Origin of the sequence: Allobosea sp. Root381 (genome assembly GCF_001429395.1) — a bacterium.
Taxonomy (GTDB): Bacteria; Pseudomonadota; Alphaproteobacteria; order Rhizobiales; family Beijerinckiaceae; genus Allobosea.
The window spans coordinates 55,291-79,077 of record NZ_LMJT01000005.1; the positions used below are offsets into that span (position 1 = coordinate 55,291).

At 65.6% G+C, this 23,787-nt stretch carries 30 protein-coding genes; 16 read left to right on the forward strand and 14 right to left on the reverse strand.

Annotation, left to right across the window (positions count from 1 at the left end):
• Window positions 1-42 precede the first annotated feature (42 nt).
• The 11 genes from fliP to ASE63_RS06435 form a co-directional block, all read right to left on the reverse strand.
• Window positions 43-780: a flagellar type III secretion system pore protein FliP gene (fliP, locus tag ASE63_RS06385; protein WP_244491306.1), complete on the reverse strand. Its 738-nt coding sequence runs from the start codon at window positions 778-780 to the stop codon at window positions 43-45.
• Window positions 777-1,289 (reverse strand): flagellar basal body-associated FliL family protein, encoded by a 513-nt coding sequence (locus tag ASE63_RS06390; protein WP_056798264.1) that lies wholly within the window; start codon window positions 1,287-1,289, stop codon window positions 777-779. Before ASE63_RS06390 ends, fliP begins: the two co-directional genes overlap by 4 nt.
• Window positions 1,289-1,993, reverse strand: coding sequence for a flagellar basal body L-ring protein FlgH (flgH, locus tag ASE63_RS06395; protein ID WP_056798268.1), 705 nt, complete (start codon window positions 1,991-1,993; stop codon window positions 1,289-1,291). The genes ASE63_RS06390 and flgH overlap by 1 nt, the downstream gene beginning before the upstream one ends.
• On the reverse strand, window positions 1,990-2,523 hold the full coding sequence (locus ASE63_RS06400; protein ID WP_210169309.1) for a MotE family protein: 534 nt from the start codon (window positions 2,521-2,523) through the stop codon (window positions 1,990-1,992). Before ASE63_RS06400 ends, flgH begins: the two co-directional genes overlap by 4 nt.
• Window positions 2,524-2,702: 179 nt before the next feature.
• Window positions 2,703-3,782: a flagellar basal body P-ring protein FlgI gene (flgI, locus tag ASE63_RS06405; RefSeq protein ID WP_156410233.1), complete on the reverse strand. Its 1,080-nt coding sequence runs from the start codon at window positions 3,780-3,782 to the stop codon at window positions 2,703-2,705.
• A gap of 38 nt (window positions 3,783-3,820) precedes the next feature.
• Window positions 3,821-4,288: a flagellar basal body P-ring formation chaperone FlgA gene (gene flgA / locus ASE63_RS06410; RefSeq protein WP_056798277.1), complete on the reverse strand. Its 468-nt coding sequence runs from the start codon at window positions 4,286-4,288 to the stop codon at window positions 3,821-3,823.
• A gap of 12 nt (window positions 4,289-4,300) precedes the next feature.
• The gene (flgG, locus tag ASE63_RS06415; RefSeq protein WP_056798280.1) at window positions 4,301-5,089 is read right to left on the reverse strand and encodes a flagellar basal-body rod protein FlgG; all 789 of its coding nucleotides are present in this window, start codon (window positions 5,087-5,089) and stop codon (window positions 4,301-4,303) included.
• Between the two features lie 12 nt (window positions 5,090-5,101).
• Entirely contained in the window at window positions 5,102-5,449 is a 348-nt protein-coding gene (locus tag ASE63_RS06420) for a flagellar hook-basal body complex protein FliE (RefSeq protein WP_056798282.1), read from the reverse strand.
• The gene (gene flgC, locus ASE63_RS06425; RefSeq protein WP_056798285.1) at window positions 5,449-5,868 is read right to left on the reverse strand and encodes a flagellar basal body rod protein FlgC; all 420 of its coding nucleotides are present in this window, start codon (window positions 5,866-5,868) and stop codon (window positions 5,449-5,451) included. The genes ASE63_RS06420 and flgC overlap by 1 nt, the downstream gene beginning before the upstream one ends.
• A gap of 55 nt (window positions 5,869-5,923) precedes the next feature.
• Complete coding sequence (gene flgB / locus ASE63_RS06430) at window positions 5,924-6,304, reverse strand: flagellar basal body rod protein FlgB (protein WP_056798286.1); 381 nt, start codon at window positions 6,302-6,304, stop codon at window positions 5,924-5,926.
• Window positions 6,305-6,768: 464 nt separating this feature from the next.
• Complete coding sequence (locus tag ASE63_RS06435) at window positions 6,769-7,443, reverse strand: response regulator transcription factor (RefSeq protein WP_056798289.1); 675 nt, start codon at window positions 7,441-7,443, stop codon at window positions 6,769-6,771.
• 438 nt (window positions 7,444-7,881) lie between these two features.
• Here ASE63_RS06435 and ASE63_RS06440 point away from each other — a divergent pair, with 438 nt between their 5' ends.
• From ASE63_RS06440 to ASE63_RS06500, 13 genes are all read left to right on the forward strand, one after another.
• Window positions 7,882-9,138 (forward strand): flagellar hook protein FlgE, encoded by a 1,257-nt coding sequence (locus ASE63_RS06440; protein WP_056798292.1) that lies wholly within the window; start codon window positions 7,882-7,884, stop codon window positions 9,136-9,138.
• A 31-nt stretch (window positions 9,139-9,169) separates the two neighbouring features.
• Window positions 9,170-10,648 carry a flagellar hook-associated protein FlgK gene (flgK, locus tag ASE63_RS06445; RefSeq protein ID WP_056798295.1) on the forward strand — a complete coding sequence of 493 codons (1,479 nt, stop codon included), beginning with the start codon at window positions 9,170-9,172 and terminating at the stop codon, window positions 10,646-10,648.
• A gap of 4 nt (window positions 10,649-10,652) precedes the next feature.
• Window positions 10,653-11,705 (forward strand): flagellar hook-associated family protein, encoded by a 1,053-nt coding sequence (locus ASE63_RS06450; protein WP_056798298.1) that lies wholly within the window; start codon window positions 10,653-10,655, stop codon window positions 11,703-11,705.
• Between the two features lie 141 nt (window positions 11,706-11,846).
• Complete coding sequence (gene flaF / locus ASE63_RS06455) at window positions 11,847-12,194, forward strand: flagellar biosynthesis regulator FlaF (RefSeq protein ID WP_056798300.1); 348 nt, start codon at window positions 11,847-11,849, stop codon at window positions 12,192-12,194.
• Window positions 12,195-12,214: 20 nt separating this feature from the next.
• The gene (gene flbT, locus ASE63_RS06460; protein WP_056798304.1) at window positions 12,215-12,679 is read left to right on the forward strand and encodes a flagellar biosynthesis repressor FlbT; all 465 of its coding nucleotides are present in this window, start codon (window positions 12,215-12,217) and stop codon (window positions 12,677-12,679) included.
• 55 nt (window positions 12,680-12,734) lie between these two features.
• Window positions 12,735-13,022: a flagellar hook capping FlgD N-terminal domain-containing protein gene (locus ASE63_RS06465; RefSeq protein WP_082609702.1), complete on the forward strand. Its 288-nt coding sequence runs from the start codon at window positions 12,735-12,737 to the stop codon at window positions 13,020-13,022.
• Window positions 13,023-13,032: 10 nt separating this feature from the next.
• A complete protein-coding gene (locus ASE63_RS06470; protein ID WP_056798309.1) occupies window positions 13,033-13,299 on the forward strand; it encodes a flagellar biosynthetic protein FliQ in 267 nt (88 codons plus the stop codon).
• A gap of 46 nt (window positions 13,300-13,345) precedes the next feature.
• Complete coding sequence (gene flhA / locus ASE63_RS06475; RefSeq protein ID WP_056798313.1) at window positions 13,346-15,460, forward strand: flagellar biosynthesis protein FlhA; 2,115 nt, start codon at window positions 13,346-13,348, stop codon at window positions 15,458-15,460.
• On the forward strand, window positions 15,457-16,209 hold the full coding sequence (fliR, locus tag ASE63_RS06480; RefSeq protein WP_056798318.1) for a flagellar biosynthesis protein FliR: 753 nt from the start codon (window positions 15,457-15,459) through the stop codon (window positions 16,207-16,209). Before flhA ends, fliR begins: the two co-directional genes overlap by 4 nt.
• A gap of 4 nt (window positions 16,210-16,213) precedes the next feature.
• Complete coding sequence (locus ASE63_RS06485) at window positions 16,214-16,615, forward strand: hypothetical protein (RefSeq protein ID WP_056798321.1); 402 nt, start codon at window positions 16,214-16,216, stop codon at window positions 16,613-16,615.
• A gap of 52 nt (window positions 16,616-16,667) precedes the next feature.
• Entirely contained in the window at window positions 16,668-17,303 is a 636-nt protein-coding gene (locus ASE63_RS06490) for a rod-binding protein (protein ID WP_056798325.1), read from the forward strand.
• 6 nt (window positions 17,304-17,309) lie between these two features.
• Window positions 17,310-17,801 carry a hypothetical protein gene (locus tag ASE63_RS06495; RefSeq protein WP_056798328.1) on the forward strand — a complete coding sequence of 164 codons (492 nt, stop codon included), beginning with the start codon at window positions 17,310-17,312 and terminating at the stop codon, window positions 17,799-17,801.
• Window positions 17,798-18,253 carry a hypothetical protein gene (locus tag ASE63_RS06500; protein ID WP_056798331.1) on the forward strand — a complete coding sequence of 152 codons (456 nt, stop codon included), beginning with the start codon at window positions 17,798-17,800 and terminating at the stop codon, window positions 18,251-18,253. The genes ASE63_RS06495 and ASE63_RS06500 overlap by 4 nt, the downstream gene beginning before the upstream one ends.
• A gap of 135 nt (window positions 18,254-18,388) precedes the next feature.
• On the opposite strand, the gene fliI is transcribed toward ASE63_RS06500, so the two are convergent.
• The 3 genes from fliI to ASE63_RS06515 all read right to left on the reverse strand — a co-directional run bounded on the left by fliI (window position 18,389) and on the right by ASE63_RS06515 (window position 21,598).
• The gene (gene fliI / locus ASE63_RS06505) at window positions 18,389-19,711 is read right to left on the reverse strand and encodes a flagellar protein export ATPase FliI (RefSeq protein ID WP_056798876.1); all 1,323 of its coding nucleotides are present in this window, start codon (window positions 19,709-19,711) and stop codon (window positions 18,389-18,391) included.
• Between the two features lie 136 nt (window positions 19,712-19,847).
• Window positions 19,848-20,570 carry a flagellar basal-body rod protein FlgF gene (flgF, locus tag ASE63_RS06510; protein ID WP_056798336.1) on the reverse strand — a complete coding sequence of 241 codons (723 nt, stop codon included), beginning with the start codon at window positions 20,568-20,570 and terminating at the stop codon, window positions 19,848-19,850.
• Window positions 20,571-20,572: 2 nt separating this feature from the next.
• Window positions 20,573-21,598, reverse strand: a complete 1,026-nt coding sequence (locus ASE63_RS06515) for a DUF1217 domain-containing protein (protein WP_244491307.1) — start codon at window positions 21,596-21,598, stop codon at window positions 20,573-20,575.
• On the opposite strand from ASE63_RS06515, the gene motA reads away from it, so the two are divergent.
• Genes motA through ASE63_RS06530 form a run of 3 tightly spaced genes read left to right on the forward strand, consistent with a single transcriptional unit; the run spans window position 21,527 to window position 23,671 of the window.
• The gene (gene motA, locus ASE63_RS06520; protein ID WP_056798339.1) at window positions 21,527-22,426 is read left to right on the forward strand and encodes a flagellar motor stator protein MotA; all 900 of its coding nucleotides are present in this window, start codon (window positions 21,527-21,529) and stop codon (window positions 22,424-22,426) included. The genes ASE63_RS06515 and motA overlap by 72 nt on opposite strands.
• On the forward strand, window positions 22,426-23,373 hold the full coding sequence (locus ASE63_RS06525; protein WP_056798342.1) for a FliM/FliN family flagellar motor switch protein: 948 nt from the start codon (window positions 22,426-22,428) through the stop codon (window positions 23,371-23,373). Before motA ends, ASE63_RS06525 begins: the two co-directional genes overlap by 1 nt.
• A complete protein-coding gene (locus ASE63_RS06530; RefSeq protein WP_056798345.1) occupies window positions 23,354-23,671 on the forward strand; it encodes a hypothetical protein in 318 nt (105 codons plus the stop codon). Before ASE63_RS06525 ends, ASE63_RS06530 begins: the two co-directional genes overlap by 20 nt.
• Window positions 23,672-23,787: the final 116 nt, after the last annotated feature.

Sequence of the window (23,787 nt, forward strand, 5' to 3'; positions counted from 1 at the left end):
AGGGCGAGCCCGGAATGACCGCAGAGGAGATGATCGAAATCCTCAACTGAACGATCTGACCAGCCCGCCTATCAGCAGGTTCCAGCCGTCGATCAGAACGAAAAAGATCACCTTGAACGGCAGCGAGATCACGGTCGGCGGCAGCATCATCATGCCCATCGACATGACGATCGTCGCGACGATCATGTCGATCACCAGGAAGGGCAGCACGATCAGGAAGCCGATCTCGAAGGCCCGCCGCAGCTCGGAGATCATGAAGGAGGGAATCAGCACGCGCAGATCGACCGCCTGGGTCGGGTCCTCCGGGCGGATGCTTGGCGGCGCGATATCGGCGAAGAGGCGTAAGTCCGCCGGCCGCGTCTGCGCCAGCATGAACTCCCTGAACGGCTCCGTGATCTTCGTATAGGCCTCGGCCTCGCTGATCCGGTTCTCGACAAGCGGCAGCACGCCGTCCTGCCAGGCTCTGTCGAAGGTCGGCGCCATCACGAAGAAGGTCATGAACAAGGCGAGGCTGATCAGGATCAGGTTCGCCGGCGTGCTCTGCAGGCCGAGCCCCGAGCGCAGGAAGGAAAGCGCGATCACGAAGCGGCTGAAGCTCGTAACCATCATCAGCAGGCCGGGCGCGACCGAAAGCACGGTCAGCATCGCCACGATCTGGACGATGCGCCCGGAAGCCGAGGCTCCGGCCTGCGGCATCAGGCCGTCCAGGCCGAGGGACTGGGCACCGGCACCAACCGTGCCGGCGATCAGGAAAAGAAACGTTGCGAGAAGCTTGTTCACTGCACGACCAGGGTTTCGATGACGATGTCGCGCACGACGCCCTTGGAGCGGATCGCGACCCGCTCCAGCAGATCCTCGCGCAGGTTCCTGAGACCGGCCGCTCCTTCCATCTGGCGGGCTGTGACGCTGCGCAGGAAGGCGAGCATGTCCTCGGTGATGGCGCCGATGAGCGGATCGGCGCTCATCGCCGCCTTCTGCTCCATCAGCAGCGCGGCCTCCAGGCGCACCCAGGTGTTTGCCGGTGCCGCGAGATTGGTCACGATCGGCGCGAGCCGCTTCAGCACCAGCGCCCCGGTCATCTGCGCGTTCGCCGCGAGCTCAGGCGCAGTCGCCTCCATCCGCTTAAGCACGGTGTCCTCGACCGTGCCGACGACCCGCATTCCCCAGAGCGTGCCGGCGCCCGCGGCCAGCGCGGTCAGGAGCACGATCGGCGCGGCCGCGATCAGGGCGGGTCGCGAAGGGCGCCGCCGCCGGGGCATGCCCGGCAGCTTGATCGGAGATCTGGCCATCAGAAGGGGGTGACCTTGTCGAAGACCTGCTGGCCCCAGGCCGGCTGCTGCACCTCCATGGCGCGGCCACGCCCTCCATAGGAAATCCGCGCTTCGGCGATCTTGTCGTAGGCGACGACATTGTTGCCGGTGATGTCACGCGGACGCACGATGCCGGTGACGTTGAGGACGCGCATGTCGTAGTTCACGCGCACCTCCTGCGAGCCATTGATCACGAGGTTGCCGTTGGGCAGGATCTCCGTGACGACGGCCGCAACCGACATCTCCACCTCCTCCGAGCGGTCGGTCAGCCCGCGGCCACGCGACGAGGAATCCGAATTCGCATTCGCCTCGAACCCGGCGTCTCCGGAAGCGCCGTTGAAGTCGGCCAGGAAGCCGAGACCGAACTTCGTAGCCGAGTTGCGCGAACGGTCCGACTTGTTGTCGAGCTTGGCCTTGTCGTTGATCGAGATCCTCACGGTGACCACGTCGCCGGTCCTCATGGCGCGCGTGTCGCGGAAGAGGTCCTCGCTATGGCGCGTATAGATCGAGTTGAACGCGACATCGGTGCCACGGCCGGAGGTCGAGCCGAGCGGGATGGCGTCGCGCTGCTTCACGAGGCCGCTGCCGACGCGCGAGAGCTGGGGCTCGCGGTTGAGTTCGGACATGTCCATGCCGCAACCGGCAAGCGTGACCGCGCAAGCGGCGAGGATGATGGCCTTCATCGGGTCTGGGCTCCGGTTGTGGGCATTCTGGTCGGCTGCGGGCGGCGGCCGCCCATGACCTCGGCGAGCTGGGCGGCCCGCGAAGCCTCCATCTCGTTGAGCACGGCGCTGGCCGCACGCGGCGTCAGCTTGCCCAGCACCGCCACGGCGACGCCCTGGTCCATCGTCGCGAGCTGGAGCGCGGCGGCATCGGGGCGCATGCGCGAGAAGATCTCGGTCATCCGCGCCTCGGCCTGCTTGACCTCGGCCGCGCGCTGGTCGGTCAGGAGCTGAAGCTCCGCCTTGCGCTGCTCGAGCTTCTTCACCGTGTCGGCGAGCCTGGCCTCGAGAAGCTTCAGCGTGTTCGCCTGATAGGCGAAGCGCGCCTCCGCAGCCGGGTCGCGGATGGCAGAGCAGAAGGCCACCGCATCGGAGGTCGAATCGACCGCCACCGCTGGCACCGTCTTCGGTGTCTGGGTCTGCGCCCCCGCCTGGCGCGCGCTCAGGCCGAGCAGCAACGCGAGCAGGAACGTCGAAATAAAGGGATGCATCGGCAGCATTTTTTGAAACTCGCCTGGATGATCTTCAGAAAAACTACTTGTCGATGCTTTCGCGAGGCTGACCCTGAGGGGCAGCTTGCGATTTCGGCGGCCCTCATCCTGAGGAAACCCGAAGGGCTGTCTCGAAGGATGAGGGCTGGAGGTTGGGGCGAGCCAGCCGCAGGCTGCCGCTACTGCACGACGAGATCGGCCTGCAGCGCACCGGCCGTCTTGATGGCCTGGAGAATCGCGATGATACCGGCCGGCCTCAGCCCGATCTGGTTGAGGCCGCGCACCAGCGTGTGCAGATTGGCCCCGTTGATGATCGCGAGCCGGCCGCCGCCCTGCTGCGCGTCGACCTCGGTCCGCGGGACCTCGACGGTCTGCCCTCGCCCGAAAGGCTCGGGCTGCGAGACCATCGGCGTCTCGGTGACGCGCACGGTCAGGTTGCCATGCGTCACCGCGACGGTGGAGATCTTGACGTCGCGGCCGATCACGACCGTGCCGGTGCGCTCGTCGACCACGACCCGCGCCGGCGAATCCGGCTCCAGCGTCAGCCGCTCGATCTCGGCAATGAAGCGCGCCGTCGACATATTGGCCGGCCGGGTCAGGCTGATGGTGCGATGGTCGAGCGCGAAGGCCACGGTGGATTTGTAGCGCTTGCGGGTGAAGGCGTTGATCGCGCCAGCCACCCGCTCCGCCGTGACGAAATCGGGATTGCGCAGCTCGAGCGAGAGCACATGCAGGGTCGAGAGCTGGTCAGCGACCTGGCGCTCGACGAGCGCGCCACCCGGAATCCGCGCAGCCGTGGCGACGCCCTGCGTCACCCGTTCCGCCTCGCCCTGGACCGAGAAACCCGAAACGTTGAGGCGGCCCTGCGCCAGCGCGTAGGTCTGTCCGTCTGCCGCGAGCAGCGAGGTGACGATCAGCGTGCCGCCGAGCAGCGAGGTGGCGTCTCCCATCGAGGCGACGCTGACATCGATGCGGCTGCCGCGGCCGGCGAATGCCGGCAGGTCCGCCGTCACCAGCACGGCCGCGACGTTGCGCGTGCGCAGCGCCTGGTTGCGGACATTGACGCCGAGCCGGTCGAGCATCGATTGCAGGGCCTGTCCCGTGAAGGGTGAATTGCGGATGCTGTCGCCGGTTCCCTGCAGGCCGATGACCAGGCCGTAGCCGACGAGTTGGTTGTCGCGCACGCCCTGCAGCCCGGCGATGTCCTTGATCCGCACCATCGCCTGGGTCGGCTCGACGCTGGCCAGCACCAGCGCCATGCTCCAGACGACGAACAGCAGTCGGGGAAGAATCGACATCATTCCCCCCCGACGCGGATGGTGCCGTCCGCCTGGACGACGCCGACGACCATGAGCCCGGTATCGGGATTGCGGGCCTTGACCATCTCGTTGACCGAGGCTGACTGCGTCGGCTCGACGAGGCCGGTGATGACGAGGTCGTTCTCGCGGAAGACGACCTGCGTCGGCACGCCGCGCCGCACCACTTTCGGGTCGTCGACCGCGTTCAGCGGGATCGGCTGGCCGGGCAGCAATGTCCGCCGCGCCACCTTGCCGACGATCGCGAGGCGGTTGTCGATCGAGACCCGCGCCGCCGTCCGGAAGGCGCGGTCGACCAGATGCGCATCGCCGATGACGTCGCCAGGATAGAGCGTGACCGCCGGGACCGGCAGGACGACCGATTCCGGCGTGGCCTGTGCCGGGCCGAAGGCGCTCAGGCAGAGGAGGACGATAGCGAGAAGCGGGGACCGGACCGGTGATCGTGCCATGGCGCGGATTCCTTACCGGATGCCGTTGGAGACGGTGCCGGCCATCTGGTCGGCGGCGGTGATGACCTTGGCGTTCATCTCATAGGCGCGCTGCGCCGCGATCAGCGCCGTGATCTCCTTCACCGGATCGACGTTGGAAGCCTCGAGATAGCCCTGGCGCAGCTTGCCAAAGCCGATCGCGGTCGGGTTGCCGTCGGTCGGCGCCCCCGAGGCTACGGTCTCGCGGTAGAGATTGCCGCCGAGCGGCTCCAGGCCGGCATCGTTGGCAAAGTTGACCAGCGTGATCTGGCCGATCTGGCGCGGCTGCACCTCCGCGGGAATCTTGGCGAAGACCAGTCCCGATTCGTTGACCGTCACGTCAACGGCATCGGCCGGAACCCGGATCACCGGATCGAGCAGGTAGCCGTCGGGCGTGACCATGTCGCCATCGGCATTGGTGTTGAAGGTGCCGGCGCGGGCATAGAGCATTTCGCCCTCCGGCGCCGTGATCCTGAACCAGCCGCGGCCGTCGATCGCGAGATCGAGGCGGTTGCCGGTCTGGGTCATCGCGCCCTGGATGTGCAAGTGGCGGATGGCAGCCGCGCGTACGCCGAGGCCGAGCGAGGCGCCCTCGGGAATCGCGCCGTCGCCGCCGCGATTGGGCACGCCGCGCGACCGCTCGGTCTGGTAGAGCAGATCGGTGAACTCGGGCCGCGCGCGCTTGAACGAGGTCGTGTTGATGTTGGCGATGTTGTTGGCGATGACCTCGACATTGAGCTGCTGGGCGCTCATGCCGGTCGCGGCGATGGCTAGGACTTTCATGATCGCGTGTCCTCAGATCGCCATGTGGATGAATTCTTGATAGGCAGCGACGACCTTGTCGCGCGTCGCCATCGCCAGCTGCAGCGACTGCTCGGCCGACATCACGGCCTGAACCACATCCTGCACGGCGGCCTTGCCCTGCACGCCGGCGACGGCCTGCGTCTCGCCCTTGGCCAGATTGTCGACGAAGCCCTGCGCCACGCCGGCGAAGACTGAACCGAAATCGGCGCCCGGATTGGCCGATGCGGCGGCGGTACCGAGGCCTTGCCGGGCGCCGGCTGCGCCAAGGCCCTGCAGCCCCTGCAACCCCTGGGAGATCTGGCTCGCAGCCGGGGCGAGAGCGGAAATCGCGTTGAGCATCAGCCGTTCCTCAAAAGATCGATGGTCATGGATTGCATCGAGCGCGCCTGCTTGATCATCTGCAGGTTGGCCTCGTAGGAGCGGCTCGCCTCGCGCATGTCCGCCATTTCCAGCAGCATCGAGACGTTCGGCATCTTGACGTAACCCTTCTCGTCGGCGGCCGGATGGCTCGGCTCGAACTCGACGCGGAACGGTGCCCTGTCGACGCCGATGCCCTTGACCTTGACCAGCTCTGCACCCAGAGCGCGGTTCATCGCGTTCTCGAAGGTCACCGTCTTGCGGCGATAGGGGTCGGCGCCCTGCGTCGTGCCGGTCGATTGGGCATTGGCCAGGTTCTCCGAGACGACGCGCACCCGCGTCGACTGGGCCTGGAGGCCGGCGCTGGCGATACGGAGCGAAGCACTGAGTGGATCGATCATCACCTATACTCAACTAGAGAAAGAATTCGACTGACGAGAGCTTGCGTGGGGCTGGTCAGCCCTTGATTGCCGTCATCATCATGCGATGGAAGCTTCTGACGATGTTCGTCGTGAAGGCGTAGTTGCGGCTGATGTCCCCGGCCTTGAGCATCTCCTGCTCGAGGCTGACTGAATTGCCGGAGTAGACGGTCGACCAACTGTCCGACTTGCGGGGCCTGGCCGTCAGTGTCTCAGCCGGCGACGAGGTGATGTGGTTCGGCGCCGTCGCGGCGAGCGAGAGCGTCGTCTTCCTGACGATCGCCTCGAAAGGCTCGACGTCGACGGCCGTGTAGCGCGGCGTATTGGCATTCGCGATATTTTGCGAGACGGCATTCTGTCGAACGGCCAGCCAATGCGATTGCTTGGCAGCAAGATCGAAGAGATGAACTGGCTCCACCTGAAGCCTCCATGGTCGTTGTCATGCAACACTAGGAGGATTGACTTGCGTGAAGCTGTCGTCGGCGATGGCAGATGACGAGCGATGCGCCGGGCTCGACTTGGAGCAGATTCCGATCAGATGGAACACCCTTGCCGTTCTTGCGAAGCGCGTCAGCGCTCCACGCCTGTCTGGATTGCTTAGCGGAGCCTGTCCTCACGCTTGCCGAAGGCAAGACCCGGGTGCTCACGATGACGGCAACGGAAGCGAGCGAACCTTGCGGATGTCGATTGTCGGGGCCGAACTGGCGAATTGCGTGGGACGCCGAGGCGCAAAGTCGCCCAGCGATCCGGCGAGGCGCGGCGCTGCTATCGCCGTGCGCCCTATTGGACGTGATCTATTTATCTCTTTGTTCTAGCGTCGTATTTTACGAAAACAGAGCCCTTGCTTCGGTCCGATGCGCCTGCACGGTGCGGGCAGGAGCGTCAGGAGATCGTATAGCCGAGATAGCGCTTGGAATCGATCGGATCGTAGCCGAGCTTGGTGCGCAGCTTCTTGCGCAGCTTGCTGACATGGCTTTCGACGACGGCCTCGTCGACCTCGTCGTCGAACAGGCCGTAGACCGCGTTGAAGACCTGCGTCTTGGTGACCCAGCGGCCGCGGTTGCGCATCAGGAATTCGAGGATGCGGCGCTCGCGGCGCGGCAGCGCCATCATTTCGCCGGCGACCTCCGGGTCGCTGCCGTCGAAATGAACCTTGATCTCGCCGACCGTGACCTCGTCATCGGTCGAGCGCCGCTTCTCGGAACGGCGCTGCATCGCGTTGACCCGCGCCAGGATCTCGCGGACATGCACCGGCTTGCGCACGACGTCATCAACACCGGCCGCGAAGAGCTCCAGCGTCTTCTCGAGCGAACTGGCTTCGTTCATCGCGATCACGGGTGCCTGCGAACGGCGGCGGATCATCGTCGGGAAGCTTGCCCGGTCGGCGCAGTCGCCGATCAGGAAGGCCTCGACCGTGTTGAGGTGGTCGGCTGGCGTGTCCTCGACCCATTCCTGGAAACGCGACGGAGTGAAGCCGATGGCAGGCACGCCCTCGCCGGTGAACAGGGATTGGTAGCCTTCTGTCACCAGAACGCGATCATCAATCACGATATACATAGATACCCCCCGGCACCGCAAACGTTCCGCCTCGGATGAACCGGAAGCAAAACTACGCTACGGAACGTTCCGAAATTGATCAACAACATAATGTTGCGATGCGCAATAAGAAAATACACTATGGAAACCTGATTTAAAGGTCTGTATACGCATTCATTTTAATAGATATACGCTTTGTTTACCATAGGAAGCCGTTTGGACTGGGAGCCGCTTTCGGAGCCTCGACGGACCACGCAGCAAAGGCCGCTGACGGAGACCGTTCAGGAACGCCGACTGGGCTCGATGTCGAGCCCTATAGTATAATGAGTGGAATTGCGTCGCGACGGCCGAGTATCAAGAACAAGATTTTAGTAAACGTTTATACAACACAAACCGAAAGCTCCACACAAGCAATCGCAGGCGAAATGCCAATCGAAAGCTTCGCTTGGAGATCGGCAGATGAGCATTTTTGGTATCATGCGGACCGGCGTTTCCGGGATGGCGGCGCAGGGAAACAAGCTCGGCGCGGTGAGCGATAACATCGCCAATGTGAATACCGTCGGCTACAAGCGCGCCTCGACCGAGTTCTCTTCGTTGATCTCCGAGGGAAATCACAGCTCGTATAATTCGGGCGGCGTCGAAACCACGACACGTTACGCGATCTCCGACGAGGGCCTGATCATGGGCTCGACCTCGAAGACCGACCTCGCCATCAAGGGCAACGGCTTCTTCATCGTCACCGATGCGGGCGGCACGTCCTACATGACCCGCGCCGGCGCCTTCGTCCCGAACGGCAAGTATGAACTCGTCAACTCGGCGGGCTTCTACCTGATGGGCTACCCGCTGCAGAACGGCGATCCGACGGTCATCGCCAACAGCCTGGACGGGCTCGAGCGCATCAACCTCGCCAATGTCGCCTATGAGGCCAACCCGACCACCGAGGGCACCCTCAAGGGCGTGCTTGATTCCAACAGCGCCGTGATCCCTGCCGGCACCCTGCCCTCCGACAATTTGGCCGGCAGCACTTATTCAAGCAAAGCCTCGATCGTGACTTACGATAGTCTTGGCAACAAGAAATTCCTCGACGTCTACATGGCAAAGACCGGCACCGGTCCGGACACCTGGCAGGCCGTGGTCTTCAACCAGGCGACCGCAACCGCGGGCGGCTTCCCCTACACCGGCGGCCCGCTGGCGACCGTGCCCCTGGCCTTCGGCCCCACCGGCCAGCTCACAACCGCGCCCGCGACCTTCAACGTGATGATCCCCGGCGGCTCCGCAGCGACCATCGACTTCAGCCAGGTCTCGCAGGTCGCTACCGGCGAGACCGCACTGGAGCTTTCCGTGGACGGCAACGCTCCGAGCGCCGTCGATACTGTCGAGATAGCAGACGACGGCACGGTCTATGCCGTGTTCGAGAACGGCGCTCGCCGCGCCACCTATCGGATTCCGCTCGCGACCGTGCCCAGCGTCGACCAGCTGACGCCGCAGTCCGGCAACGTCTATTCGGTCAACAACAAATCGGGCGACGTCCTCGTCGGCTTCCCCGAGACCGGCAGCATGGGCTCGATCCGCTCCGGCGCGCTCGAGCAGTCCAATGTCGATCTCGCGACCGAACTGACCCTGATGATCGAATCCCAGCGCAGCTACACGGCGAATTCGAAGGTCTTCCAGACAGGCTCAGAAATCCTCGACGTGTTGGTCAACCTGAAGCGCTGAGCGAGCGCACGAGAGAAACGGGTTTCCTCCCATGAGCCTATCATCAGCCCTGAACGTGGCGCAGTCCTCACTGACCGCGACCTCGACCCAGACCTCGATTCTCTCGCGCAACGTCGCCGGCGCCGACAATCCGCACTTCAACCGCAAGAACGCCAACCTGGTCACCACCTATGGCGGCGCGGTCAGGGTCAACTCGATCGGCCGGGCCATGGACACGGTCCTGTTCACCGCAAGGCTCAACGCGACCGCCTCGACATCGACGCAACAGGCGATCGTCGATGCGCTCGACCAGCTCGAGGCCACGGTCAACGATCCCGAGCTCGACCAGTCGCTGGCGGCCAAGCTCGGCAACCTGACCAACGCGCTGCAGCAATACGGCGTCACGCCGGACGATCCGCTGCTCGCCCAGAACGTCCTGGCGAAGGCGACCGAGCTGGTGCGGACGCTCAACGAGGCGAGCGACACCGTCCGCACGGTGCGCCGGCAGGCCGATGCCGACATGGCCGCGGGCGTCGAGCGGGTCAACGCCCTGCTCGTCGAGTTCGAGGCGGCCAACCTGGCGGTGGTCAAGGGCAGCCAGGCGGGCATCGATGTCACCGATCAGCTCGACACGCGCGACCGCATCCTCTCCCAGCTGTCCGAGGACATGGGCATCAGCGTCTCGACCCGCGCCAACAACGACATGGTGATCTACACCGATGGCGGCGTGACCTTGTTCGAGACCGTGCCGCGCAAGGTGTCGATGGCGCCGAGCTTCGGGCTCGGTGCCGGCACGGCGGGCAACGCGGTCTATGTCGACGGCGTTCCGGTCATCGGCCCCGGCGCCATCATGCCGGTCAAGTCGGGGCAGATCTACGGCTCCGCCATCGTCCGCGACGAGATCACCGTCACCTACCAGACCCAGCTCGACGAGATCGCGCGGGGCCTGATCGAGGTCTTCGCCGAAACCGACCAGTCCGGCGGCGGTGGGGCGCCCCAGGCCGGCCTGTTCACCTACGGGGCGCCGCCGGCCGCCATTCCGGCCGCCGGCACGGCGGTCGCAGGGCTCGCGAGCCAGATCCGCGTCAACGGCAATGTCGATCCGGCTCAGGGCGGCGATCTCGACCTGCTGCGCGACGGCGGCATCTCCGATCCGGCCGACCCCGACTACAACTACAACGCCTCGGGCGCGGCCGGCTTCCCGGACCGCATCCAGGGGCTTCTGACCGCACTCGGGACCGCGCGCGGCTTCGATTCCGCCGCCGGGGCCGACCCGACCAACACCCTCGTCGGCTTCGCCGGGTTCTCGGTCGGCTGGCTCGAGGCCAAGCGCCAGACCAGTGATCAGGCGCTCGGCTACGAGACCGCGCTGCTGCAGCGGACGACCTCCGCGCTGTCCAACGTCACCGGCGTCGACATCAACGAGGAGATGACGCTGATGATGGAGCTCGAGCGGTCCTTCAATGCCTCCTCGACGCTGATCAGCACCATCGACCGCATGCTCGAGTCGCTGCTCCAGGCCGTGAGGTAACACCATGAAGACGAGCTTCATCTCCAACTATTCGCTGTCTGCGACACTGCGGAACTCGGTGGCGAAGGCGCGCGACAACCTGGCCGACGCCACCAAGGAAGCGACGACGATGCGCCATGCCGATATCGGGCTGACGCTCGGCGGCAGCACCGGCAAGACCGTCGGCCTGCGCGACCAGCAGAACCGGCTGAACGGCATCATCGACACCAACGCCCTGGTCTCGTCGCGTCTCGAGGTTACGCAGAAGGCGCTCGACGGCCTGCGCGACACGGCGGAGAAGTTCCTCGCCACGCTGATCGGCGTCCGCGATGGCGACAAGGGTGCCGACGCCCTGAAATCGGAGGCCAAGAACAACCTCCAGGCGACGACCGCCGCGCTCAACAGCTCGGCCAGTGGCCAGTTCATCTTTGCCGGCATCAACACCCAGCAGCAGCCGATGACCGACTACTTCGGCACGCCTCCCTCAGGCAACAAGACGGCCCTCGACGCTGCCTTCCTGGCCCATTTCACCATCACCCAGAACGATCCGGCGGTCGCGAACATCACGCAGGCCGCTATGGAAGATTTCCTGCAGAATGTCCTGCCGACGCAGTTCGCAGATCCCGCCTGGGGAGCGAACTGGTCCTCGGCCTTCGACCAGAACATGACCAGCCGCATCTCGCTGAGCGAGGTCGTCGACGTCTCGACCAACGCCAACACCCAGGCTATGCGCGATCTCACAATGGCCTACACGCTGGCCTACGACCTGGGCACAGAGAACCTCAACACGAATGCCTTCCGCGCCGTTGTCGATGCCAGCATCGACAGCATCAACAAGGCGATCCTCGGCATCACGGCCACGCAGGCGCAGCTCGGCTCGGTTGAGGAGCGCGTCAGGGTCTCGAGCGAAAGGCTGACGATCCAGCGCGACATCATGATCAAGCAGATCAAGGCGTTCGAGGGCGTCGATCCCTATGAGGCGAATGTGCGGGTCACGGACCTCACGACCCAGCTCGACACGGCCTACGCGCTGACCGTCAGGATCCAGCAACTGAACATCCTGAAGTTCATGAGCTGACGACGAGGCCCGGCCGCGACCGCCGCCGGGCCCTTTTCGCGTTTCCAGCCTGCGCGACATCGATCCGGCGCCCGGCGGCCCGCCGCGGCGACAGGACAGGCGCGCTTTCGTCAAACTCCTTCAATAGTCCGGAGACTCTTCATGTATCACAGCACCTATGCGGCCGTGGCCGAGGACGCCTCCACGCTGGCCCGCGCCAATGAATGGCTTGCGCTCGACCGGGCCGTCACCCTGCTCGAGGAGGCCCGCCCGACCGGCCCGGCCTCGCCCGAGACCGTCGAGGCAGTCGCCTTCCTGCGCCGGCTCTGGACCTTCCTGATCGAGGACCTGTCCAGCGCCGAGAACGCTTTGCCGGAAGCGCTGAGGGCCTCGCTGATCTCGATCGGCCTGTTCGCGCTGCGCCAGGGCGAAGCCCTGCGCCTCGGCGAATCCGACGATTTCGAATCGGTCATCGACGTCAACAAGATGATCCGCGACAGCCTGGCCTGATACGGAGGACGGACAGTACGATGAACCTTTCCCTGCGTGCCAACGAGAAGATCTACATCAACGGAGCGATCCTGAGGTTCGATCGCAAGGTCAGCATCGAGTTGCTGAACGACGCGACCTTCCTGCTGGAAGCCCATGTCATTCAGCCGGAACAGACGACGACCCCGCTTCGGCAGCTCTACTTCGTCGCCCAGACGATGCTGATCGACCCGAAGAACCTCGACACAGCCCGGATTCTGTTCGATCGCATGCTGATGGACACCGCCGGCATCTTCGAGGATGCGACGGTGCTGGGAGGCCTCCAGCGCATCGACGTGCTGATCGCCGAGAAGCGCTATTTCGAAGCGCTGAAGCAGCTCCGGGCTCTCTACGCGGCCGAGGCCGCCATCCTCGCAAGCTCCGGGCAGGCTCGGGAGCCTATCTTCGACGAGACAGCGCCGAAGACCGGTGTCGTCGCAGCGAAATTCGATTCACACGCCGCCTGAGGCAGGCGCGCAGGCCATCGCCGGGCGCGCCGCCTCCAACATTCCAGAGGCGATCATGGACGTCAGCAGCATTGCCAACACGATGGGCACCAGCACGTCGACCACCAACAAGACCACATCCGCCATGGGCGACTACAACACCTTCCTGCAACTCCTGATCGCGCAGGCGAAGAACCAGGACCCGACGAACCCGACGGACCCGGCCCAATACGTCCAGCAGTTCGCCTCCCTGTCCCAGGTCGAGCAGGCGGTCACCGCCAATGCCAAGCTCGACAAGATCATCGCCGGCCTCGAGGCGCTGAAGCCCACGCCGCCCTCGCCGCCCGAAACGGCCGACGCCTGAGGCTCCGAAGATGAACGAGGCCGATGCCCTCGACATGATGCGCGACGCCGTCTGGGCGATCATCGTCGGGGCAGGGCCGGCCGTTGCCGCCGCCATGGCGATCGGCATCACGATCGCGCTGATGCAGGCCCTGACGCAGGTGCAGGAGGTCACGCTGACCTTCGTGCCCAAGATCGTCGTCATCCTCGTCGTGATCGCGACCACCGGCACCTTCACCGGCGCGCATATCTTCGCCTTCACGGAACGCGTCTACGGACGGATAGAGCGCGGTTTCTGACGCCGCGCCCCGCCGCCATTTTCCCACGACAGGACATAAGCTCAGCATGGCGACGCAGAACGTCATCACCGGCAAGGCCGCGCCCAAGGGAGCCGGCCCGGCCGCGCCGCCCGCGAGCCGCCGCGACATCGGCTTCGCGATCGGCATCATCGCCATCCTCTCGATCCTGTTTCTGCCGATTCCGGCCTTCCTCATCGATTTCGGTCTGGCGCTGTCGATCGCGCTGTCGGTCCTGATCCTGATGGTCGCGCTCTGGATCAAGAAGCCGCTCGAATTCTCGTCCTTCCCGACGGTCCTGCTCGTCGTGACGATGCTGCGGCTCGCGCTCAACATCGCCACGACCCGCGTCATCCTCTCGCATGGCAACGAGGGCTCGCATGCGGCGGGCTACATCATCGACGGCTTCGCCCGCTTCGTCATCGCGGGCGATTTCGTCATCGGCCTGATCGTCTTCATCATCCTGGTCACGGTGAATTTCATCGTGATCACCAAGGGCGCGACCCGCATCGCCGAGGTCGGCGCCCGCTTCACGCTCGACGCCATCCCCGGCAAGCAGATGGCGATCGACGCCGATCTCTCGGCCGGGCTGATCGACGCGGCCGAAGCCCAGCATCGCCGGCGCGAGCTGGAGGAGGAGAGCTCCTTCTTCGGCGCCATGGACGGCGCCTCGAAATTCGTGCGCGGCGATGCCATCGCCGGCCTGATCATCACCGCCGTCAACATCCTCGGCGGCATCATCATCGGCGTGACCCGCCACGGCATGACGCTGGCCGAGTCCTCCGACGTCTTCGTCAAGCTTGCCGTCGGCGACGGCCTCGTCACCCAGATTCCGGCGCTGATCGTCTCGCTCGCGGCCGGGCTGCTGGTCTCGAAGGGCGGCACCCGCGGCACGGCGGAGCAGGCCATGCTCGGCCAGCTCGGGCATTACCCGCGGGCGCTCTTCGTCGCCGCCTTCCTGCTGGGGATGCTGGCGCTGGTGCCCGGGCTGCCCTTCCTGCCCTTCGCCATGCTCGGCGGGGTGATGGCCTTCGTCGGCTACACCATCCCGAAGCGCAACGCCGAGCGCGCAGCCGCTGCGGAGGAGGTTCGCGCGATGGAGGCCGAAGACGCCGCCCGCGAAAACCAGGACACCATCAAGGAGTCGCTCAGGACCGCCGAGATCGAGCTCTGCCTTGGCAAGCAACTCTCGGCCGAGATGCTCAGCGCCCACAGCGAACTGGCGCATCGCGTCAGCAAGATGCGCAAGAAATTCGCCGAACAATACGGTTTCGTCGTCCCCGAGATCAAGCTTTCCGACAGCCTGAAGCTGCCGCCGAAAGCCTATGAATTCCGTATCCACGGCACCGTCGCGGCGAATGGCGAGATGCGCCCCGGCAGCATGCTGGTCGTCGTCGGCGAGGGCCGCATGCCCGACTTGCCGGGCGAGGAGGTCCGCGAGCCCGCCTTCGGCGTCAAGGCGATGTGGGTCTCGGAGAGCTATGCCAACGAGGTCAAGCGCGAGGGTATGCAGCCGGTCGACCGGCTCTCGGTGCTGCTGACCCATCTCAGCGAGACGATCCGCAAGAATCTGGGCCAGCTCCTGTCCTACAAGGACATGCGCGCTTTGCTCGACCGGCTCGGCCCCGAATACAAGAAGCTGCTCGACGAGATCTGCCCGGCACATATGTCGCTGTCGAGCCTGCAGGCCGTCCTGCGCCTGCTGCTGGCCGAGCGCGTCTCGATCCGCAACCTGCACCTGATCCTCGAGGTCATCGCCGAGATCGCACCGCATGTGCGCCGCGCCGAGCAGATCGCAGAGCATGTCCGCATGCGCATGGCGCAGCAGATCTGCGGCGACCTGACCGAGGGAGGCGTGCTGAACACGCTGCGGCTCGGCAATCGCTGGGACCTCGCCTTCCATGAAAGCCTACGCCGCGACGCCAAGGGCGAGGTCGTCGAGTTCGACATCGATCCGCGCCTGATCGAGGAGTTCGCCACCGAGGCCACGACCGCGATCCGCGCCCGCATGGACAAGGGCCAGAGCTTCGTCCTGGTCACCAGCCCCGATGCGCGGCCTTACGTCCGCATGATCGTCGAGCGCATCTTCCCGGCGTTGCCGGTGCTCTCGCATGTCGAGATCGCGCGCGGCCTCGAGGTGAACATGCTGGGCACCATCTCGTGACGCCGGTCACGCCCGACACGCTGCTGCATGCCTTCCTGATCTTCTGCCGCGTCGGCGCCTGCCTGATGCTGATGCCGGGCTTCTCGAGCCCGCGCGTACCCGTCCGGCTGCGCCTGTTCATCGCTGCCGGCGCGACGCTGGCGCTGTCACCCTTCGTGTTGCCGGCCTTCGCATCCTTCGTGGAGCCCAACCCGGCGGCGCTGCTCAGCATCGTCGTCTCGGAGACGATGACGGGCGCCATGATCGGGCTGATGGCACGGATGTTCTTCCTCGCCCTGCAGTTCATCGGCACCGCCATGGCGACCGCGACGGGGCTCGGACAGCTGCCGGGCATGCCGATCGATGAAGCGGAAGCCTCGACGCCCTTCGTCACGCTGATCACCCTGACGGCGACGACGCTGATGTTCGTGACCAACCAGCATGCTGAGGTCATCCGCGCGCTGGCAGGCTCCTATTCGCGCATCGCGCCCGGCACCACGCTCGACGCTCAGGGCGGGCTGATCCAGATCGCCGACCGCGCCTCGGAGACCTTCTACCTGGCGCTGCGCATCGGCAGCCCCTTCATGGTCTATGCCGTGGTGGTCAATCTGGCGATCGGGCTGATGAACAAGCTGACACCGCAAATCCCGGTCTATTTCATCTCGCTGCCCTTCGTCATCGCGGGCGGCCTGTTCCTGCTCTATTTCTCCGGCCCCGAGGCGCTGCGGCTGTTCATCACCGCCTTCTCGGCCTGGCTCCTGAACGGCTGAGCCGATGCCGGCAAAGCGCCTGAAATCCCTCGAACGGATGCTGGCCATCCAGTCGCGCATCCGCAAGCTCGCCGAATGGCGCCAGAAGGCGACCGAGCTGAAGGCCGCAGCCGCCCGGGAGGAGTCCCGCGAGCTCGTGATCTCGCTCAATGGCGACGGCCCGACGGGGGGCCTCTTCTCCGACGTGACGGCCCGGCGCCTGCACCGCGTCGCCGTCTCGATCTGGGAACTCGACGCGGCGGCCGCCGACCAGGCCAGGCAGGTCCTGGCCGAGACGGGGCGCGAGAAGCGCACGGTCCGCCTCACCGAGCATGTCCGCAAGGTCAAGCTGCGCGTCGATCAGGACGGCGCGCTTGCCGAGATCATGGACGCGCTCGAAGGCAAGCGGGCGGCAAGCCTGGAATAAGCCTGACCGGGCAAGCTGAAGCCCGATCGAGCAACCACCATGGAAGGTGCCAATGGCGATTTCTCCTCCGTCGGACATCGTTCTCGACGTCGTGCGCGCTGCAGACCCTTCACGCCAGCAGGTCGCCCTCGAACGGCTGCAGCGAATGGGTAACGGCGCCGCCGGAACCCAGTTCGCCGCCGCCTTCGGCGAGGCCGACGCGGCCGGCTCTAACCCTGGCCTCGCTGGCGCCCGCGAGAAATTCGCAATCATTGCGCCGGCTAAGTTTGAGGCTGCAGCCAAACCACCCGAAACGAAGGAAGCCAAGACCCTGCAGCAGTTCGAAGCGCAGGTGATCTCGACCTTCATCGAGCAGATGATGCCCGAGGCATCGGCGAACAATTACGGCAGCGGCACCGCCGGCGGCGTCTGGCGCTCGATGCTCTCCGAGCAGATCGCCGGCCAGATCGCCAAGGCCGGCGGGCTCGGCATCCGCGAGAAGGTCCAGGCTGCACTTGCGGCCCGCAACGGCGCGGCTCCGGCCGCCTCGGACGATGCCGTCGGCGCCGCGGCGAAGCTGCTCGACAGCCGGATTTCCGGCGCCAATGCGCGCGACCTCGCCATACCGCTCTCCGCCGAGCAGCGCTTCCTCAACCTCACCCGCCCGACCACCGGCGGGGTGGCACGCTCCAGCTTCCGTCAGGCCTGACCCATCATGACCGACCAGCAAGACCACCTGGCGCGCGCCGAGGCATCCGCTTCCCTGCCGGCCCTGCTGCCCCCCCTCGTGCCCCTCCATGACGGGGCCCCGGCTGCATCCGAGGCGCCGTCCGGTGCATCGCGCGCGATCTGGCCAGTTCTCGACCGGCTCGAACAGGCACTGGACCACGAGACCGCGGAGCTGATGACGCTGCGCTCCGCCGACTTCAACCGCCTCAACGAGATCAAGAGCCGGCTGCTGCTCGACGCCAGCCGCGCCATCCGCGCCATTGAGGGCGAGGTGACCGATGGCAGGCTCATCGCGCGCCTCTCGACGCTGCGGCTGAAGCTCGAGCACAACCGCCTGGCCATCGGCATGCATCTCGACGCGGTCCGCGAGATCGCCTCGGCCATGACGGAAACGCTGATCGATGCGGAATCGGACGGCACCTATTCCGCCACCTCCCGCATCGCCAGCGCCCCTGCCGTCAAGGCCCATGCTCCATGACGACGGCGCGCCTGCTGGTTCTGGGCGTCTGGGTCTGCGGCGTCACCCTGCTCTCGGGGCATCTCGCCCTGACCTGGCGCGCCGAGAAGCCGCCGGCGACGGAAGCCTCATTCTTCGAGGGGTTGGAGTATGAGGAGACGGCCCTGATCCATGTCCCGATCATCGCCGATGGTCAGGTGCAGGGCTATGTCGCGGCACAGTTCGTCTTCACCGCCGATGCGCGAACGCTGCGGCAGATGTCGGTCAAGCCACATCCTTATGTCCGCGACGAGGCGCTGCGCGCGATCTATTCGAACACCAAGGTCGACTTCTCGCGGCTCGAGCGCGTCGACATCGACGCTCTGGTCCAGACCGTGAAGGCTGGCGTCAACGCCCGCCTCGGCGGCGATCTGGTCAAGGATGTGCTGGTCAAGGAATTCAACTACGTCCGCAAGGACCAGCTCAGAAGCTGACTCAAGCCGACATTGCGAGCGCAGCGAAGCAATCGAGGGGCCGTAGGGCTCTGCCTCGCTTCGCTGCGCTCGCAATGTCGGTTGTGAACCACCCGAGCCTGATATCCTGAGAGCTTTTGGAATTGAACCAGGCGCTCAGCTCTGCAGCGCGTTCGCCAGGTCCTGGAACGCGTCCGCGCTCAGCGCCGCGCTCATGTCCTGGTGCAGCGCCTCGTAGATCTTCGGGACCAGCACGATCGCCTTGTCGAGCTCGGCGTCGGCGCCTGCCTGGTAGCCGCCCATCAGGCGCAGGTCGCGCGTATCCTCGAAGCGCGCGACAAGTGCCTTCATCCGCGAGGCGAGGCCACGCTGCTCCGGCGTCCAGACATGGTGGGCCAGGCGCGAAACCGAGCCCAGCACGTTGACCGCCGGATAGCGTCCCTGATCGGCGATGGCGCGGTCGAGCACGAGATGGCCGTCGAGCGTACCGCGGATGGAGTCGGCGACCGGATCGTTGTGGTCGTCCCCATCGATCAGGACCGAGAAGATCCCGGTAATGGTGCCCGTGCCCTCGACGCCGGGGCCGGCGCGCTCGAGCAGTTTCGGCAGCGTGCTGAAGACGCTCGGCGTATAGCCGCGCGCCACCGCCGGCTCGCCGGCCGCCAGCGCGACGTCGCGCGCCGCATGGGCGAGGCGCGTCACGGAATCGATGATGAGCAGGACGTCCTCGCCCTGGTCGCGGAAATACTCGGCCACGGCCATCGCGGTGTTCGGCGCGAGCCGGCGCATCATCGCGCTCTCGTCGCTGGTCGAGACGACGGCGATCGCCTGGCTGCGCATCTCACCCAGCGTATCGTCGAGGAACTCGCGCACCTCGCGGCCGCGCTCGCCGACCAGCCCGATGACGATGGTCGTGAAGCCCGACGCCCGCGCCAGCATCGAGAGCAGGCTCGACTTGCCGACACCGGAGCCGGCAAAGACACCGATGCGCTGCCCGGCGCAGAGCGGGGTAAACAGGTCGATGACCTTGACGCCGGTGCGGATCGGCCGCGTCACGCGCGCCCGCTTCATCGCATCGGGCGGCGGTCCGTCGACCGGCACCGCCGTCTCGCCCGGCAGGAGCGGGCCGGCCTCGTCGATCGGCTCGCCGAAGGCGTTGATCACGCGTCCCTTCCAGCCCTGCGCCGGGCGCAAGCTCAAAGGCCCTGCTACGCTGGCGCGCGCGCCCAGACCCACGCCCACCGTCGTCGCGAAGGGCTTCACCAGCACGCCGTCGCGGTCGATCCTGATCGCCTCGCCGAGCTCCTCGCGGCCGTTCGTCGAGAGCGCGATGCGCTCGCCCAGGCGCACGAAGCGCGACAGGCCGCGCACGCGCAACGCCGCCGGCGTGACCTCCGAGACGCTGCCGCTGATCGCGACCAGCTCATGCGGCTCGGGCCCGCCGGCAAATGCGTGTTCGAGGCTTGTCAGCGCGTTCATCGCGATCCTGTCAGGCATTGTTCGCCGCGGGATCTGCCCAGCCGGAACAGCCGCTGCTCTTGTGCTCTGCCCCTTTCGTCATCCCGGCTCTCCGCTGCGCTCCGTCCGGGATGACGGCACCGCTTCATGAAAAGTCTCATCCCTCGGCGAGCGTGCGGATGGCGCCGTCGACAGCCTTCTCGCCCTTGTCGATCGCGTTGGCGGCGCTCTCGAAGGCACGCGTCACGGCGATCAGCTTCGTCATCTCCCGGATGGGGTTGACGTTCGAGCCCTCGACATAGCCCTGGCGCACGCCGTTGTTGATGAAGTCGAGGATCGCCGTCGCCGGCCGGTCCGGGATGACGCCCGAATTGTCATGGCGCTGCAGCTTCGCGGCCGGATCGATCGAGAACAGGCCGATGGCGCCGATCTGCTGGTCGCCCTGCCAGATCATGCCGTCGCGGGCAATAGCGGGCGCAGCGCCTTCGGGGTCGAGCTGCATGGGAGCGCCCCCGGCATCGAGCACCGGATGGTCCAGCAGCGTCCGCAATTCGCCCTGCGCCGTCATCTTCATGCGGCCGTCGCGCGTGTAGACCGTGCCCGCCGGCGTGTTGATGGCAAACCAGCCCTCGCCCTCGACGGCAACGTCGAGCGGATTGCCCGTCTTGTCGAGCCCGCCCGGGATCCGGCTGACATAGTTCTCCCCCAGCGAGGCGAAGTTGACCGCATCAGTGCCCTTCTTCGACAGGAAGGTGCTGAACTTGACCTCTTCGGCCCGGAAGCCGGCCGTGTTCATGTTGGCGACGTTGCGGGCGAGCGTCTCCATGCGCCTCTCCAGCACGAGCTGGGAGGACAGGCCGACATAGATTGCGGACTGCATGGTCAAAGCCCTCCGAGGCGCAGGTTCTGGATGCTGAAGAGCACATCCGTGCTCATCCCGGCCGCCGCCGGCGGGCCGACGAGGATCGTGAGCGCGCTGCTGGCGGCCGCCTGACTGGCACCGATATCGGCGAGCGAAGTGAACCGCAGCAGGAACTTCTTCACCCCCTCGGCATCCTTCAGCGATTCGAAGTCGAGCCTCTTCGAGAGCATCTCCGCCTGCTTGTCGATCGGCATCATCGATGTCGCCGCCGGGATTCCGAGCGCGGTCTGGACGACCTTGAGCAGCGCCGGATCCGCCAGCACCTGAAACGCATTGGTCAGGCCCGAGGCCTTGCGCTCGAAATAAAGCGCGAGCCGCACATTCTCGTTCTGGCTGCCCTGCTGCTCCTCGAAGACCTGGCGCACATAGCGCTCGGCGATCGGCTTCTGGGTCCGGTCGAAGCTCGTCGTCGCCGAGCCGTAGCGCGCGAAGTTGAAGGTCGTCGCCAGCTCTTTGTAGCGGGGGTCGGAGAGCTTGTTCGCGAAGGTGTTCGACCCGTCGATTCCTTCGGAAAGGACCTTTCGGATCAGGCCTTTCGCATAGCTCATCTCTTCCAGACCGAAAGCCCTCATTGCATATCGGTAGATACGATCGTTCGCCATGAAGTCGTCGATCGATTTGATGTTGCCGATATTCTTCAGATAATATTCCGACTCGTTGGCCGTCTGCGGCATCGCAGCCGCGCGCTCCAGGGACTTTGGCAGGTTCCTCGTCACCGCCTGAAACGCCATCGTCGTCGTCGTCATCTGATACTCCCGGCGCCAGAAACGCATGGCCGATCTTCTTGCGTCATGCTCCCGTGCAAGGCTTGCGCGGGCCTGACCCGAAGACACTCCGGTGATTTCAGCTTCGCGCAAGCCATCGCCTCTACGCCTCGACTTGCGGTTTGCGCATTTTCGAGAAGGAGCGGTGCGTTGGGCGTACTGATCGGATTGTTGATTGCGGTGGGTTCGCTCATCGGCGGTTTCGCCGCGATGGGCGGGCATATCGCCGTGCTCTGGCAGCCTTGGGAACTCGTCATCATTCTCGGGACCGCGATCGGGACCTACATCATCGCCAATCCGATGAAGACGGTCGCCGACACCGGCACGGCCGTGATGGAGGCGATGCGCAATGCCACGCCCAGCCAGGCCCATTACTTCGAGGTCCTCGGCCTGCTCTATGCGCTGATGCGCGAACTCCGCAACAAGGGCCGCGCCGAGATCGAGCAGCACATCGAGACGCCTTACGACTCGACGCTGTTCGCCAACTATCCCAGCGTCCTTGCCGACCGCGAACTGACCACCTTCATCTGCGACTATTTCCGGCTGATCATCGTCGGCAAGGCCCAGGCCCACGAGGTCGAGGCCCTGCTCGACGAGGAGATCGCCGGCCACCTTCAGGACAGCCTGAAGCCCTACTACGCGCTCGGCACCGTAGCCGAGGCGCTGCCCGCGCTCGGCATCGTCGCGGCCGTGCTCGGCGTCATCAAGGCGATGGGCGCGATCGACCAGTCCCCCGCCTTGCTCGGAAGCTTCATCGGTGCGGCCCTGGTCGGCACCTTCGCCGGCATTTTCTGCTCCTATGCGATGGTCGGGCCGATCTCGCAGAAGATCAAGACGACGCGGGAAAAGCAGGCGAGGCCCTACATCGTGGTGAAGCAGACGCTGCTCGCCTTCATCGGCGGCGCCGCTCCGCAGGTCGCGCTCGAATACGGCCGCAAGGTGATCTCGGCGGCCGAGCGGCCCTCGATCGACGAAGTCGAGGACAAGACCATCAGCGGCGGCGGCCAGCGCGCGCCGGCCAATGACCGCGCCCAGAAGGAAGCCGCCTGATGAGCACCGCCGCCCAGGCCGTCCGCGAGGACAAGCTCCTCGAATCGACGGGCATCTCGATCGACCGCCTGCCGATGCTGCGGATGGTCTTCGACCGTCTCGCCACCGGGTGCGCCGATGCGCTGCGCCAGATGTCGACCTCGCCGACCTACTTTTCCGTCGCCAACGTCCAGAGCCAGCGGATCGGCGATGCGCTCAACGCCCATGCCTACAACACCATCGCCGGCATCTTCCATTCGCCGGAATGGGATGCGCGCATCCTGATCGGCTTCGATCGCGACTTCATCTTCACTCTGATCGAGGTGCTCTTCGGCGCAGACGGCAGCGAGCGTCCCTATAAATACGAGCCCGACTTTCCCGACGACGAGCGGCCCTACACCCCGATCGAGGTCCAGGTGGCCCAGGCGCTGTTCGAGCTCGCGGCCCAGAACCTCCAGAACGCCTTTAGCCCGGTCTGCGACGTGAGCTTCATCTTCGAGCAGGTCGAGACGCGGATGTACTTCGCCGCCATCGGCAGCCGCAGCAACCTCGCCGTCAAGTCGCAGATCCTGGTGCAGGGCCTCGACAATTGCGGCCAGATGTTCGTGATCATCCCGCAGACCGCCCTGAACCCGATCCGCCAGAGCCTGACCCGCGTCGTTTCGAGCCACACCACGGTCAAGGACCAGCGCTGGACGAAGCAGATCCAGACCGAGGTCCACAAGACCGAGGTCAAGCTGCAGGCGATCCTCGAGGAGCGCCCCATGACCCTGGGCGAGATCGCCGGACTGAAGATCGGCCAGGTCATCGAGCTGCAGGCCTCGCCGCGCTCCCCGGTCCAGCTGCAATGCAACGACGAGACCGTCTTCTGGTGCCAGCTCGGCCAGCGCGACGGCTCCTATGTCCTGCGCATCCAGGACAGCGCCAACCAGGAACAGGAGTTTTTCGATGATCTTCTATCTCGGTGAAGCGGTCCTCTTCGCCGCGCTGGTGCTGACCAGCCTCCAAGTCCTGCGGATGCGCCGGGAGTTGAAGCGGATGCGCGCCTATCACGCCGAGTTCCAGCAGGTCTTCGGGAAGACGGAAGCCGCGCTCGCCGCCATCCAGGCGACCGTCCGCGATCTCCAGGCCAGCGGCCGCGACGTGATCGAGGAGCTCGGCCTGCGCATCGACGCCGGCCGCCGCCTCGTCATCGACCTCAAGGCCACCGGCCCGAACCTCGAAGCGCCGCGCAGTAGGGCCGGCCGCGACGCCAACGCAGCCTGAAGCGCCGCTTTCGAGCCAGCATTCTCGCGACGAAACATTTCCGCCAGGAGTTTCCCATGACGAAGACGAGCAAACCGATGAAGCTCTCCGACCTCGCCCTCGCCGAAGCGCCGGCG

Coding starts and splice junctions, on each gene's coding strand:
- ASE63_RS06485 (WP_056798321.1), top strand. CDS start 16,214: ATGCCGGCAAAGCGCCTGAAATCCCTCGAACGGATGCTGGCCATCCAG.
- fliI (WP_056798876.1), bottom strand. CDS start 19,711: ATGAACGCGCTGACAAGCCTCGAACACGCATTTGCCGGCGGGCCCGAG.
- ASE63_RS06435 (WP_056798289.1), bottom strand. CDS start 7,443: ATGTATATCGTGATTGATGATCGCGTTCTGGTGACAGAAGGCTACCAA.
- ASE63_RS06400 (WP_210169309.1), bottom strand. CDS start 2,523: ATGCATCCCTTTATTTCGACGTTCCTGCTCGCGTTGCTGCTCGGCCTG.
- ASE63_RS06495 (WP_056798328.1), top strand. CDS start 17,310: ATGACCGACCAGCAAGACCACCTGGCGCGCGCCGAGGCATCCGCTTCC.
- flgK (WP_056798295.1), top strand. CDS start 9,170: ATGAGCCTATCATCAGCCCTGAACGTGGCGCAGTCCTCACTGACCGCG.
- flgG (WP_056798280.1), bottom strand. CDS start 5,089: ATGAAAGTCCTAGCCATCGCCGCGACCGGCATGAGCGCCCAGCAGCTC.
- flhA (WP_056798313.1), top strand. CDS start 13,346: ATGGCGACGCAGAACGTCATCACCGGCAAGGCCGCGCCCAAGGGAGCC.
- flaF (WP_056798300.1), top strand. CDS start 11,847: ATGTATCACAGCACCTATGCGGCCGTGGCCGAGGACGCCTCCACGCTG.
- flgC (WP_056798285.1), bottom strand. CDS start 5,868: ATGATCGATCCACTCAGTGCTTCGCTCCGTATCGCCAGCGCCGGCCTC.
- ASE63_RS06390 (WP_056798264.1), bottom strand. CDS start 1,289: ATGGCCAGATCTCCGATCAAGCTGCCGGGCATGCCCCGGCGGCGGCGC.
- flgI (WP_156410233.1), bottom strand. CDS start 3,782: ATGGCGCTGGTGCTGGCCAGCGTCGAGCCGACCCAGGCGATGGTGCGG.
- ASE63_RS06470 (WP_056798309.1), top strand. CDS start 13,033: ATGAACGAGGCCGATGCCCTCGACATGATGCGCGACGCCGTCTGGGCG.
- ASE63_RS06500 (WP_056798331.1), top strand. CDS start 17,798: ATGACGACGGCGCGCCTGCTGGTTCTGGGCGTCTGGGTCTGCGGCGTC.
- flgF (WP_056798336.1), bottom strand. CDS start 20,570: ATGCAGTCCGCAATCTATGTCGGCCTGTCCTCCCAGCTCGTGCTGGAG.
- ASE63_RS06490 (WP_056798325.1), top strand. CDS start 16,668: ATGGCGATTTCTCCTCCGTCGGACATCGTTCTCGACGTCGTGCGCGCT.
- ASE63_RS06440 (WP_056798292.1), top strand. CDS start 7,882: ATGAGCATTTTTGGTATCATGCGGACCGGCGTTTCCGGGATGGCGGCG.
- flgH (WP_056798268.1), bottom strand. CDS start 1,993: ATGAAGGCCATCATCCTCGCCGCTTGCGCGGTCACGCTTGCCGGTTGC.
- ASE63_RS06450 (WP_056798298.1), top strand. CDS start 10,653: ATGAAGACGAGCTTCATCTCCAACTATTCGCTGTCTGCGACACTGCGG.
- ASE63_RS06515 (WP_244491307.1), bottom strand. CDS start 21,598: ATGCCCGCCCATCGCGGCGAAACCGCCGATGAGCGAACCCACCGCAAT.
- ASE63_RS06465 (WP_082609702.1), top strand. CDS start 12,735: ATGGACGTCAGCAGCATTGCCAACACGATGGGCACCAGCACGTCGACC.
- flgA (WP_056798277.1), bottom strand. CDS start 4,288: ATGGCACGATCACCGGTCCGGTCCCCGCTTCTCGCTATCGTCCTCCTC.
- ASE63_RS06420 (WP_056798282.1), bottom strand. CDS start 5,449: ATGCTCAACGCGATTTCCGCTCTCGCCCCGGCTGCGAGCCAGATCTCC.
- ASE63_RS06530 (WP_056798345.1), top strand. CDS start 23,354: ATGATCTTCTATCTCGGTGAAGCGGTCCTCTTCGCCGCGCTGGTGCTG.
- flbT (WP_056798304.1), top strand. CDS start 12,215: ATGAACCTTTCCCTGCGTGCCAACGAGAAGATCTACATCAACGGAGCG.
- ASE63_RS06525 (WP_056798342.1), top strand. CDS start 22,426: ATGAGCACCGCCGCCCAGGCCGTCCGCGAGGACAAGCTCCTCGAATCG.